Here is a 13,035-nt window from a genome sequence, read left to right on the forward strand (position 1 = left end):
ATATGACTATTTCCCGTTTAGATTTAAAAGTATTTAAGCCAGAGTTACTGGGTTCAAGTAATGAGGCTGGCGGCCAACGGACTAAGAACGCAGTGCAGTCAGGCTTGCTTAACGAGCTATTTTCAGCGATATCCGATATCGACCATGCCCAATCAAGTATCGATATTGTAAAAGCGTTCCCTGCGCTCGATACGCCAGACACCAGCACTTTGATTGATGCACATGTGTTTATCAGTGAGCCACCGATAGACCCATTAGTTAACGTATTCATGATCGAGTCTGCCGCGCTGGATGATGAGTCTCGCATGACAGATATGAAAGAGATCATTGAGTCGTCAGTCACTGCAGGGGAATTGATCCGTGAAGGTGGTCCAGGATTCCTTGTAAATCAAAACTCCTTTTCCTCAGATTACCTGCAGTCGTCTTATCGCTTTAATGACCGAGACTATTGGAAAACCACTTATTTGCAGGTTGGTCAAGTTATCTGTATTACCGTGGAATATCCTGGCATTGAAAACGTGGCATGGCCACGCAAAACCCATTTTTGCAAAGTCACTCGTACTAGCATAGTGCCTGGCGCAGTGGGCACAGTTGTATTCGAGCCGCCGATACCGTTTGCGACACCAGAACCAGGTTTGCAAATCAATGGCCAGAGTAAGTGCACTCGCTTGCGATTATCTAACACTGCATCACCATTGAAATTCCACGGGGTAACTAAGCTGACTGCCGCCGCCAGCGGGGTAAGTTTAGCTGTGGGCGCGACTCAATTATCGTTACTGCCTGCGATCACCACTTTAGCGCCAAAGCCCGGCAATACCATCACGGGTGGCAGTGATAACGGCGATGCCACTGTTAGCCAAGTGATCCGCAAAGTAATTAGTCAGCCAAGTGCCCAAGGGACGTACAGCTATACCTTCACCACAGCGGATTTACTGATAGACACTGATGTTGTCACTGCAGTATCAACAGATCCTTATGGCGTTTTCGGAGGGAGTAGTGCTTTAGTTCAGTCGATTACTGTCGGGACAGGGAACGTGACCGTTACGCTACGGCCTGATGTGCGCTTTGCCTATAATCCCACTGTCTCGCTCTATTATGTTTCTGCTTACAAATACAGCATTTACTCAAGCGCTAGTGCATTCCCAGCGAATAAGCAGCTAACGGTTGGCAGTATCAAAGCTCGCGCTGTGTTTGCCGATAGTAACTATGTTCCTCAGGATGTATTTGAAAATGTGAATAGCGGTATCGGTAAGTTGTATGACACCACTGAGTTGCTGGCGACCATTGATTATTTTACTGGGGTGGTAACTAAGCAAACGGTAAGCCGTGGTGATTTTACACTGACCTATTCAGGTTTAGTTGAATCAACCGCTGCAGCGGCTGCAGGCGATACTACGGCTAAATTTGCCTTGAGTGTGGCTAACCCATTGTTAGAGAGCTTTTACGTGCAGGTTGAACGGATATCCGATCATGCCATTATCAGCGCCTCATCTGACAACCAAGGCGTGATAACGGGCAGTGGCATTAGCGGCACTATCGTAGATGGTTTGGTTGAACTGTTATTTACCAATCCGGTGGATTTGACCACGCTGCGCTATGACATTACCGACCAATTGCGCCAGCTACCACCCGCCGAAATTTATGGGCTAAACCCACTGCGTATCCCCAATGACGGCATTGTCGATATGTTCAGACGCTGGGGCACTGTCGCGCTGTCTCATACTCAAGTGCAGCAAGTCACAGGCTCTGTCGGCACTGTGTTTACGATTCGTGAAAATGCCCAGTTTGTGAATATCACCGATGCCAATGGTGCCAGCCTATGGACCACTAATAATGACCATTTCACCGTAAACAAGGTGGCCGGAACGGTCACGATTAACAGTGATTTTACGGGGTTTACTGCGCCGTTTGTGCTAAGCGATACCATTATGGAACTCGGTCTAGTTTCATCGTTTTCAGGCAATAGCGTTGTGCTGGCCAAGCCCTTAGCCCGTGAATATCCGGTAGGTACCACATTAGCCAGTGTGCAAATTCTTGGCGACCTGCAGGCGCGTGTTGGCAGCGTGCGGGATATGACAGCATGGGCCAACAATTGGGACCTCGATGGCGACCCAGCTACGGGCAACGTGAATGCGGTTGACTATCCGTTTGAAGTCAAAAACACCACTGCAGTGAATGAAGATTGGGTATTGATTATGACCTCAGCCAGCGCATTTCGTTGTGTTGGCCGCCGTCTTGGCCAAATCGCCACAGGTGACACACTCAATGATTTTGCGCCCATTAACCCACTGACTAATTCCCCGTATTTCATCATTCGCTCAGGTGCATGGGGTGGCGGTTGGCAGCAAGGCGAAGCGATTCGTTTCGCCACGTTCGCGGCTTCAAACCCAATTATGTTGCTGCGCAATGTGCAGGTTGGTCACAGTCAAATCACTACAGATAAAGCCGTATTGTCATTTTTCGGCAACGAGTCATAGGAGCAATTACAATGGGATTACCAGTTACAGTTTACAGGTGGGATGATGCGGGTGCACCGCAGTTAGGTGCAAACCCAACCCCGAGTGAAATCATCGCAGTATTAAAAGCCTGTTTAGTTACAGGTTACGGTGCAAAGGCTGGTTTAGGCTGGTCTGTTGCATTTGAAGATGCAGGAACGAGCAAGATTGCATTTCGCAATTCTACCACAGAGGGTAGTGGTGGTTTTGTGCAGTTCTGGTCTACAACAGGGGGGAACACCGCCAATACGATGCTGTATGTTCGTGCAGCCTCTGCAATGTCGGCACTGGATAACTTCACACACCCTAGCTACAGGTTTGTGCATTACAACTCATCGGCTCATAGCCAGTGGGTTGTAATTGGTACATCAGCGGGAGTTTATATTTTACCTAGATTTGAAAGTACTAATACAAATTACTTAAACTCATCGCAATACGAAGTGGTTTATTTCGTTGGTGATATTGATAGTAATTATCCAAATGATGTGACTAGATTTACCATTTGTGCACCTAATTTTACAGCTGATATGTCCGCAGTTAACTATTCGCATTCAGTCGCAATTAGCTCAAATACCGGCACAGGTAGAATGTATGGTGTTGATGGTAATTCCCTTGCAATTCCTCATACTATTAATGTTCAAGCCCTATCAATTCAAATCCCTAATTCGAATTACACACTGGAATCTCAAGGTATAAATCCTGTATTACTTCCAGCGATGATTGTCATGTCATCACCCAGTACCGCTGTTGATGTGGATGGTCTACTTGCCCTATATAGCAGTAAAAATCCAGCATATAGGGGTACAGTTCCCGGCCTATACGCAATGCCATTCTGTGGGTATGGTAATGCAACTTGGCCCACAGAAAGGGTATTTAATGGTGTTAAATATCAACTGTTACGTGGGTACAATAATTATATGTGGCTCAATATTGAGGAATGGTACTAATGTTTAAAATATTATTCATTAAACCACCACCAATAGGCGTCAGACCATTGGGACTTGTTGAGGTTAACATGGATGTTAATGCTGAACGCCTCATGGTTATAAACCGAACCACAGGTGAAATTATCACTAATACCCTGCGTCCATCGTCAGGTATTGCCAAATTGTTAGTGCCTTTTTTATACACCAATTCTAATAAGCTGTTAGTCGGTATACTTGATGATTCTCAGGTATATGACTGTAAGTTTGTAGATGGTGTAATGGCAGAGTTGATTGATGCTAATACTGTCAACATGAGTCAATAGTATGAAATTTGACAAGCTTTGGCGTGCCAGAGTTTCACCAATTAAGTTGCAATTTGTTGATGACTTAGCTGGCATAGTTCTAAGGTTTGATGAAAATTGGAACAACCGTAAGTCACCTATTACCTTACGCTTTGGTGATGAAACCGATCCTGAAATACCAGAAATACCAATTAAGGCTGGCAGTATCGGTGTGGCTTGCGGAATAGTTTTTCATCAAGGTCAAAGTATTGAGCAGCAAATCACTATTAGTAATCGCAGTCAATCACATGCCGCTAATGCCGTTTTTGTATGGGATGGCATTAGCTTAAAGCAGCAAATCACAATGTTATGGAATACGCCGCCATTAGCTAGGGAAGTTTTTGCCTTCGGGTGGCAATGGAATGCGTTGGTACCTTTTCTACTCAATATGAATTGGTTGGTACCTCAGTCCCATAGCCATCAAGCTACGAGCAATTGGATAGTGCCAAACCTGCAGCAGACAATGCTTGAGATGCAGTGGTTACAAGCAGCCGCCAAGAGCCAGCAAATTACCGTTAAACTGCATATCGGTGAGCAATTAGCTACTGAGATAGCGCTTAGCTATACCAATATTCAAAGCCAAGGTGATAACAAGATTGTGGCATGGGCTCCCCATGCAGCGCGTTGGGTATGTTCCAGTAAATACGTACCGCCAGTGGGTAAGGTCACGCTGCGTTTCAGTAAGCCTTGGATTAACTCAACCAGCCCAATACAGCTTAGATTTACGGCCTCACCGAACGTTTGCTACTGGGACGATGGCGGCGGCTTGATAGGCACAAATCCATCTTTACCCACAATTGATTTTAAGATCCCTATCGAACCGCAAATCAGAAGGAGTTACCTCATGCAGCCTCAAATCAGTTGTGTTCGTGTGAGTGACGGCGTTGCTGTGGTGCTCAAATCAGTATCCATTTCTCAGTCCCGTTCGCAATGGGCTAGTAGCGGAAGCTTAGCGTTTTCATCCCGTATTGATGCCGAGCGTGCCGCTAATGAATTGCTGAAAATAAGCATTAACGGCTATGACTTTTACCTGCTTTGTGAGTCTCCCAGCGAATCTAAAGCCTTCGGCAAAACCAGTTATAGCGCGACAGGTCGAGGTCGCTTAGCCACACTCGCCAGCCCGAACAGAAAGGCCATCAACTATGTGAACGTGGTAGCCCGCAGCTTTATTGGCTTAATGGCCGATATTGTGGCCAATACTGGGTGGACTGTCGCCAGTAAAATTAGTGATTACCCTGTACCTGCAAACGCCTTTAGTTATGCCGCTAAAACTCCCGCTGAAGCCATTAACATGATGGCAAATAGCATTGGGGCCATGCTCGATGTGAATGATGAAACTCAGACTATAACGGTGATCCCTCAGTGGCCAGTCGTGCCTTGGAATACCTCAAGCGCTATTCCCGATGTGATTTTGCACGATGGAGTGATCCTCGAATTTAACGAGCGTCTCGATATTCGTCCCGATGCTAATGCGGTGTTTGTGCGTGGTGAGCAACAAGGCGTGGCGGCGAAAGTGAAACGTTTCGGGACCGCTGGTGACAACTTTACTGCTGATATAGTGGATAAGTTAATCACTGATAATCAAGCCGCAAGAATGCGCGCAACGGCCGAATTAGCCAACGCAGGTAATAAGGTGCAAAACAGCATTCGCGCTAAGGTAATGGCGGATTTACCGCCCATGCGCCCAGGCATGTTAATTGGAGTTCGCAAAGGTGCCGAGGTGTTTAAGTCAGTGTGTGAAAGCTTCAGCATAAGCGGCAGCGTTAATGAGTCAACGGGGATGGTTACTGTGAATCAGACCGTGACGCTGTTGCGAAATGAGGTGGCAGCATGAGCAACATCTATCAACGCTTAGCGAACTTAAACCCTAGGCCCCAGCGAAGTGTTGCCACTGTGATTAACGTGACGAATGGCACCACGACAGTACAGCACGCCGATGGCAGTTATCAGACCGTTTTGGGTGACTCAGTCACCAGTGGGAAAGTGTATATCGTTGATGGTCAGATCCAAGGCCAAGCCGCCGACCTGACGTATGTTGAATTAGAGATTTGATAAAAGAGAGCGGTCTAGCAATGCTACCAACACTGCTAGACCGTCAACACACAGGATTGCACCCTGTGAGCCAACCAAGGCTCCCTCACCGCGTCGACACGGCGAACCGAGCCTAGCATAAAAAATCCTAAAAAAGGAGGCTCACATGCCAAAACCGATTATCCCTTGGATGGGCGGTAAGCGTAGATTAGTTAAGCAGATTTTACCGATATTCCCTGAACACCATACCTATGTAGAACCCTTCTGCGGCGGTGCTGCAATGTTCTTCAGCAAAGACGAAGCGCGGGTGGAAGTCGTTAATGATTTGAATGGCGACTTGGTGAATCTTTATCGAGTCATTAAACATCATTTAGAGGAGTTTATAAGGCACTTTAAATGGGCTTTAATTAGCCGTGAAGAGTTTTTATGGCAGAAGAATACTAACCCTGAAACACTAACCGATATTCAGCGAGCGAGTCGCTTCTACTATCTTCAAAAGCTGGCGTTTGGCGGGAAAGTATCAGGTCAGAATTTTGGGTGTTCAGCGTCTCGCCCCGCTGGTTTGAACTTGTTAAGGATTGAGGAAGATCTCAGCGTTGCTCACCTACGCTTGGCAAGAACCTATATCGAGCGGTTGGACTGGGCTGAGTGCGTAAGACGATACGATAAGCCAGAAACCTTGTTCTATTTAGACCCGCCTTACTGGAGTACCGCAGGTTATGGTGTAGATTTTGGACTAGAGCAATATGCCTTGATGGCCGAGCTTGCGAAGACAATCAAAGGCAAGATGGTGATCAGCGTGAATGACATCCCCGAAATGCGCGAGGCATTTGCTGGACTACAAATGAAGACGCTTGGAATACGTTACACGGTAGGAGGCTCAAAACGCTCTGGAGAGCAGCAAGAACTGCTCATTTGGAACTGGTAGACCAACGTATTAACTAAGTAGAAAAGACTCAATAGCCCTCGATTTAGGGGGCTTATTGAGAAGTTTATCAAATTGAGTGAACCCATATTTATCAGACTAAGTGAACCAACGAGTAATTGATTAATCACTAATTTTCAATTTAGGTGAATTCGTTTATCAAATCTCGTGGCGCGCTACAACAAGTAGCAACATTTATCAAATGTAATTAAATTACCAAATGTTGACTGGCTGTTATTCAGTGGCATGACAGCCTCCAATCCCGCGTGGTTTCTAGGTTATTTCGACTTATCAACAAAATCTGTGGATAACCCTGTGAGTTGTCCTAATAAACGGCCGTCAAAGCCTTGGCGTATGGGCGGCGGACTTAAAATGCACTATTTTGGGGTTCAAAAATAAATGTAAGCATTATCAAGTGCATACTAAAAGCAAGTGGTTTTTGTTGAGGGGGTAAATCAGGTTGCAATTTTGTAATCGAACGAAATTGATTTCTTGTGTATTAAATTGGCATTTTTGCTTAGTTTGCGGGTGTTTTGTAAGCAAAAATCGTTGAAAATGACTTGGTGTAAAAGTTTCATGTTTCTTCCACTAAATTGTCATCTGGCGGTGTTGCTGCGTAATGAACGGCGACAGTAAGGATAACTGTGGAGCTTAGTCGGTGACTTGATTAGAATGGGGCGACTCATTAAAAGGATATGTGCGCGTGTCAGAATCTGTTTTTCAGCTTGAATCGCAATTCGCCCCCGCAGGCGACCAACCTACAGCGATAGACAAATTAGTCGATGGACTCGAAGCGGGTTTAGCTTGCCAAACCTTACTTGGGGTGACGGGCTCAGGTAAAACCTTTACGATTGCCAATGTGATCCAAAAGTTAGGTCGCCCGACAATTATCATGGCGCCGAATAAAACCTTGGCGGCGCAACTTTATGGCGAGATGAAAGAGTTCTTTCCCCATAATGCGGTCGAGTATTTTGTCTCTTACTACGATTACTATCAGCCAGAAGCCTATGTGCCTGCATCTAACACCTTTATTGAGAAAGATGCGTCAGTAAATGCCCACATTGAGCAAATGCGCCTGTCGGCGACCAAGGCGCTGTTAGAGCGCAAAGATGTGGTGCTCATCGCCTCTGTGTCGGCCATTTATGGTTTGGGTGATCCCGATTCCTATTTAAAAATGTTGCTGCATCTGCGCCAAGGCGATGTGATGGGGCAGCGTGATATCTTAATCCGTCTCAGTGAGTTGCAATATACGCGTAATGATATTGAACTGCAGCGCGGCACCTATCGCGTGCGTGGAGAAGTGATTGATGTTTTCCCCGCCGATTCTGAGCGTAATGCCATTCGTGTTGAATTGTTTGACGATGAGATTGAGCGTTTAAGTGAGTTTGACCCGTTAACGGGCCATATTATTAAACGGATAGCACGTACGACGGTTTACCCTAAGACTCACTATGTGACGCCGCGGGAAAAAATTATCGCCGCCACTGAGTTCATTAAAGAAGAACTGCGTGAGCGAAAACAATATTTACTCGATAACAATAAGTTAATCGAAGCGCAGCGTATTCATGAGCGAGTGCAATACGATGTGGAAATGATGGTGGAGTTAGGTTACTGCTCCGGTATCGAAAACTACTCGCGCTATTTGTCTGGCCGTGCTCCTGGGGAAGGGCCGCCAACCTTACTCGATTATTTGCCCGCTGACGGCTTATTAATTATCGACGAATCCCATGTGACTGTGCCGCAAATCGGCGCTATGTACAAAGGTGATCGTTCCCGTAAAACCACGCTCGTGGAATACGGTTTCCGCTTACCGTCGGCATTAGATAACCGCCCGCTCAAGTTTGAAGAGTTTGAACAATTGATGCCGCAGACCATTTATGTGTCGGCGACGCCAAGTGCCTACGAGTTAGAAAAGAGCGAAGGCGAGATTGCAGAGCAGGTCGTGCGGCCGACAGGGTTACTTGATCCTGAATTAGAAGTGCGCCCAGTCGGTATTCAAGTGGATGATTTATTGTCCGAAATCGCCAAAAGGGTGGCGGTGAATGAGCGGGTATTAGTCACAACACTGACCAAGCGTATGTCGGAGGATTTGACTGAATACCTCGACGAACATGGCGTAAAAGTGCGTTATTTGCACTCGGACATAGACACAGTCGAACGGGTGGAGATCATCCGCGATCTGCGTTTAGGTAAGTTTGATGTATTGGTTGGGATCAACTTATTGCGCGAAGGCTTGGACATGCCAGAAGTGTCATTGGTGTGTATTTTAGATGCGGATAAAGAGGGCTTCCTGCGCTCAGAACGCTCGCTTATTCAAACTATCGGCAGAGCCGCGCGAAACGTCAATGGTAAAGTGATCCTCTATGCTGACCGTATTACTAATTCGATGGCCAAAGCCATGGGTGAAACTGAGCGGCGCCGCGAAAAACAGCGGGCTCATAATCTAAAACATGGGATCATTCCGAAGGGGGTGGTTAAACGTATTACAGATGTGATGGATGTGGATGATGGTCGTGACACTAAAGCTGTGTATGGCAAAGTGGCAGAGTCTAAGTCCGATTACCACAAAGTTGATGCAACTGAGTTGAGCCATCAAATCGATAAGCTTGAGAAGAAGATGCACGAACATGCGCGCAACTTAGAGTTTGAACAAGCGGCGGCGATGCGTGATGAAGTTAAACATCTGCGGGATCTGTTGATCAAGGCCTAGATTGACCTCGGCACTCAAGATCAAAAAAAGCCGTCCAGCAATTATGCTGTGACGGCTTTTTAATCTGTGCTGGTGAATTAAGCGGCGACTTTTACGGGGCGAAACTTCAACGTGATGAACACCACTAAAGCGCAAATCAGCCCACAGATTAAACCGACCAAATGCGCTTCGGTTGCCACGCGCGCACCTATCATGGCGGTGATATCATTGCTGGCGCCGTAAAGCTGCTCGTGGACAACCTTGATGAACACGCCAACGAGTAGCAGATAGCCCGAGCGCAGCTTGCGGACGATATCCTGCACCGCGCCGTAGGCGAATAAGCCATGCAACATACCGCTTAAGCCGACATAACCGAGTAATTGCGGATAGCCCAAATATAAACCTATACCTTCTAGTAGACATAACACAAGAAATAGCGCGCTTAAGCCTTTGAGATGGTAGTGGAAATGATGCAAAAACAGCACAACCCACAGACCTGCAAGGTTCATCAACAGGTGCCACTGATTGGTGTGTAATAAATTACCGCTGATTAAGCGCCACCATTCGCCATCAGCAATGGCACTGCGGCGATAGGCGAGCAGGTTGTCGACAGCGGGACTGGCTAAGCCCGCGACATACAAACCCGCGCATATCAAACTCACTATCAGCGCAACCCAATAGGGACTGCGTGTCATGCCTTAGGCTCGTTAGCGTCGAGTGAAGCCATGACTGCGGTTTTATCCTGTAGATAATCGTCCAACCCCCGTTTACGCAGATGACAAGCTGGGCAATCGCCACAACCATCGCCAATCACGCCGTTATAGCAAGTGAGTGTATGGTGGCGAACCAGTTCGAGTTGCGAATATTTATCCGCCAGCGCCCAGGTTTGTGCCTTATTGAGCCACATTAAGGGCGTGATGATCTTCAGTTGTTTATCCATACCTTGAACTAAGGCAGACTCCATCGCTTTAACAAAATCGTTACGGCAATCTGGGTAACCCGAAAAATCGGTTTCACATACGCCGGTGATAATCGCCTGCGCGCCTAATTGATAGGCATAAATCCCCGCAAGCGTTAAAAACAGAATATTACGCCCTGGGACAAAAGTATTCGGCAGGCCATTTTCCATTAACTCGTGTGAAACGGGAATCGCATCACGGGTAAGCGCCGATATCGCTAACTCATTGAGTAAGGTGACATCCATGACTTTATGGCTGGTGATTTTCAAGCGTTTAGCTAAGGATTTGGCGACTTCAATTTCTTCGCGGTGACGTTGACCGTAGTCAAAGGTGATCCCGTGTACTTCATCGTACTGGGTTAGGGCTTGGATAAGACAGGTTGTCGAATCTTGTCCGCCACTGAATACTACCACTGCTTTGGACACTAAGGGTTTTGACACTAAGCTCGTTGACATAAAAGATTTCACTTCACCGTAGAACACGCATAAATAGGCCGTTAGTGTAACTCAGGCCATAGGCGTTGCAAACTCTGACGAACGACATCAAATCGGCGTTGTCGGCGCAAAAACTTGCAGCTCAAGCTAAAATCCACTATAAATGCCGCCCCAGAAAAGTGGAACGCCAGCATGAACTACCCAGTCAACGAAGTATTTGAAACCATTCAAGGTGAAGGTGTCTTTACCGGAGTGCCCGCCATATTTGTCCGCCTGCAAGGTTGTCCCGTGGGATGCGCTTGGTGCGACACGAAACAGACATGGGATGTGCTGGAAGCCAATAAGGTCTCGCCTGAACAAGTCATTAGCGTCGATGGCACCATTGGTCGCTGGGCAAACCATAGCGCGCAAAGTCTTATTGCTGCTTTTGATGCTAAAGGTTTTACTGCGCGCCATATCGTGATTACTGGCGGCGAGCCTTGTATGTACGATTTACGCGAATTAACTGAAACCTTGCACAGCCAAGGCTTTGCGACCCAAATCGAAACCAGTGGCACCTTCGACATCAACTGTGCCGATGACACTTGGGTGACGGTATCGCCCAAGGTGAACATGAAAGGTGGCTATAAGGTATTAGCGCAGGTGCTGAACCGTGCCAATGAGATTAAGCATCCTATCGCCACTGAAAATCATATTGCTGAATTGGATGAGTTGCTGCAAGGCATCGATATTTCAGCGAAAACGATTTGCCTGCAACCGATTAGCCAAAAGCCCAGAGCGACTGAACTGGCGATGAAGGTGTGTATTGCCCGTAATTGGCGTTTATCGATCCAAACCCATAAGTATTTGAATATTGATTAATGCCCTTCAGTTAATCTATAAACGATAAAAAAACGCCTCACAATTGTGGGGCGTTTTTTATGGCTGACGTTTAGCAGTGGACTTTAAAGCCGTCAACTCAAAGGATTTCATCGAGTCGATTAATCAAGCTCGCTTAGCTGACCAAAATGATTGAATGCCGCAAGTTGGCGCTGATAGGGGGCAATATCACCGACGTTAGCTGCAATCCAATCAGCATCGTAATAGGTATCGAGGTAACGTTCACCCGAGTCGCAAATTAGGGTCACGATTGAGCCTTGTTCTCCACGCGCTTGCATTTGTACGGCAAGTTGCAATGCGCCGTAAAGGTTAGTGCCTGTCGATGCGCCGGTTTTACGGCCAATCAGTTGCTCTAACCAATGAATCGTCGCTACGGAAGCCGCGTCGGGGATTTGCAGCATAGAATCCACAACGCCAGGAATAAACGATGGCTCGACTCTTGGTCGACCTATGCCTTCAATTTTACTGCCATTGCAACAGATTAAGCTGGCATCGCCGCTCTGATAAAAATCAAAAAATACCGAGTTTTGCGGATCAACTACGCAAAGCTGGGTCGCCAACCTTTGATAGCGGATGTAGCGGCCTATGGTCGCCGATGTGCCGCCTGTACCCGGACTCATCACTATCCAACGCGGGATTGTGTGTGGCTCGCGTTCCATCTGATTGAAAATAGAATTGGCAATATTGTTATTGCCGCGCCAGTCTGTTGCGCGCTCGGCGTAGGTGAATTGATCCATGTAATGGCCGCCCAGCTCTGCGGCTAGGCGTGCCGATTCGGCATAAATCTCACTGGAATGATCGACAAAATGACATTGGCCGCCATAGAAAGTGATCTGCTCAATCTTCTTTTTAGCCGTACTTTTAGGCATCACGGCAATAAAAGGTAAACCGAGTAAGCGGGCAAAATAGGCTTCAGAAATCGCTGTGCTGCCCGATGAGGATTCGATAATCGGCGTGCCTTGCTTGATCCAGCCGTTACATAGGGCATAGAGGAAAAGTGAGCGGGCGAGGCGATGTTTTAAACTGCCTGTTGGATGGGTACTTTCATCTTTAAGATAAATATCTATGCCATCGAGCATAGGTAATTCAAGTTTAATCAAATGGGTATCGGCGCTGCGCTGAAAATCCGCTTCAATCTTGCCTATCGCATGGGCTTCCCACGTTGGGCAGAGTCTGTGAGCGCTGTGTGAGTCCACTGGCGGTTGAATTGTGTTAGATATCATCATAGTTAGTTCGAAAGGGATCATTTTTAGAGCATATCACAGGGACGGGTAAAGCGGTTTTATTGGATCTGCTTGGGGGCATTAGCTTAAAGTAGAGCACGACGTAATTGAAATCAAAAAATGTCGTTAACCA

The 13,035-nt window shown here is 46.9% G+C and carries 11 protein-coding genes; 8 read left to right on the forward strand and 3 right to left on the reverse strand.

All coding sequences use genetic code 11. From position 1 onward, the window contains the following. Positions 1 to 2 precede the first annotated feature (2 nt). The 7 genes from Q4Q50_RS08860 to uvrB all read left to right on the forward strand — a co-directional run bounded on the left by Q4Q50_RS08860 (position 3) and on the right by uvrB (position 9,428). Positions 3 to 2,477: a hypothetical protein gene (locus Q4Q50_RS08860; protein ID WP_311899086.1), complete on the forward strand. Its 2,475-nt coding sequence runs from the start codon at positions 3 to 5 to the stop codon at positions 2,475 to 2,477. Positions 2,478 to 2,488: 11 nt separating this feature from the next. Then, positions 2,489 to 3,442: a hypothetical protein gene (locus Q4Q50_RS08865; RefSeq protein ID WP_311899087.1), complete on the forward strand. Its 954-nt coding sequence runs from the start codon at positions 2,489 to 2,491 to the stop codon at positions 3,440 to 3,442. Then, complete coding sequence (locus Q4Q50_RS08870; RefSeq protein WP_311899088.1) at positions 3,442 to 3,744, forward strand: hypothetical protein; 303 nt, start codon at positions 3,442 to 3,444, stop codon at positions 3,742 to 3,744. The genes Q4Q50_RS08865 and Q4Q50_RS08870 overlap by 1 nt, the downstream gene beginning before the upstream one ends. A gap of 1 nt (position 3,745) precedes the next feature. Next, complete coding sequence (locus Q4Q50_RS08875; protein WP_311899089.1) at positions 3,746 to 5,596, forward strand: hypothetical protein; 1,851 nt, start codon at positions 3,746 to 3,748, stop codon at positions 5,594 to 5,596. Further along, positions 5,593 to 5,814, forward strand: coding sequence for a hypothetical protein (locus Q4Q50_RS08880; protein WP_311899090.1), 222 nt, complete (start codon positions 5,593 to 5,595; stop codon positions 5,812 to 5,814). Before Q4Q50_RS08875 ends, Q4Q50_RS08880 begins: the two co-directional genes overlap by 4 nt. 145 nt (positions 5,815 to 5,959) lie before the next feature. Further along, on the forward strand, positions 5,960 to 6,721 hold the full coding sequence (locus Q4Q50_RS08885) for a DNA adenine methylase (RefSeq protein WP_311899091.1): 762 nt from the start codon (positions 5,960 to 5,962) through the stop codon (positions 6,719 to 6,721). Between the two features lie 700 nt (positions 6,722 to 7,421). Beyond that, positions 7,422 to 9,428: an excinuclease ABC subunit UvrB gene (gene uvrB, locus Q4Q50_RS08890; protein WP_311899092.1), complete on the forward strand. Its 2,007-nt coding sequence runs from the start codon at positions 7,422 to 7,424 to the stop codon at positions 9,426 to 9,428. 77 nt (positions 9,429 to 9,505) lie between these two features. Here uvrB and rrtA read toward each other — a convergent pair whose 3' ends face one another. After that, positions 9,506 to 10,102, reverse strand: coding sequence for a rhombosortase (gene rrtA / locus Q4Q50_RS08895; RefSeq protein WP_311899093.1), 597 nt, complete (start codon positions 10,100 to 10,102; stop codon positions 9,506 to 9,508). Then, a complete protein-coding gene (queC, locus tag Q4Q50_RS08900) occupies positions 10,099 to 10,821 on the reverse strand; it encodes a 7-cyano-7-deazaguanine synthase QueC (RefSeq protein ID WP_311899094.1) in 723 nt (240 codons plus the stop codon). Before queC ends, rrtA begins: the two co-directional genes overlap by 4 nt. 171 nt (positions 10,822 to 10,992) lie before the next feature. Here queC and queE point away from each other — a divergent pair, with 171 nt between their 5' ends. Next, positions 10,993 to 11,661, forward strand: a complete 669-nt coding sequence (gene queE, locus Q4Q50_RS08905; protein WP_311899095.1) for a 7-carboxy-7-deazaguanine synthase QueE — start codon at positions 10,993 to 10,995, stop codon at positions 11,659 to 11,661. Positions 11,662 to 11,780: 119 nt separating this feature from the next. Here the strand turns inward: queE and Q4Q50_RS08910 are convergent, their stop codons facing one another. Continuing rightward, a complete protein-coding gene (locus tag Q4Q50_RS08910) occupies positions 11,781 to 12,926 on the reverse strand; it encodes a PLP-dependent cysteine synthase family protein (protein WP_311899096.1) in 1,146 nt (381 codons plus the stop codon). Positions 12,927 to 13,035: the final 109 nt, after the last annotated feature.

The sequence above is a fragment of the Shewanella scandinavica genome (assembly GCF_031932065.1).
Classification (GTDB): Bacteria; Pseudomonadota; Gammaproteobacteria; order Enterobacterales; family Shewanellaceae; genus Shewanella; species Shewanella baltica.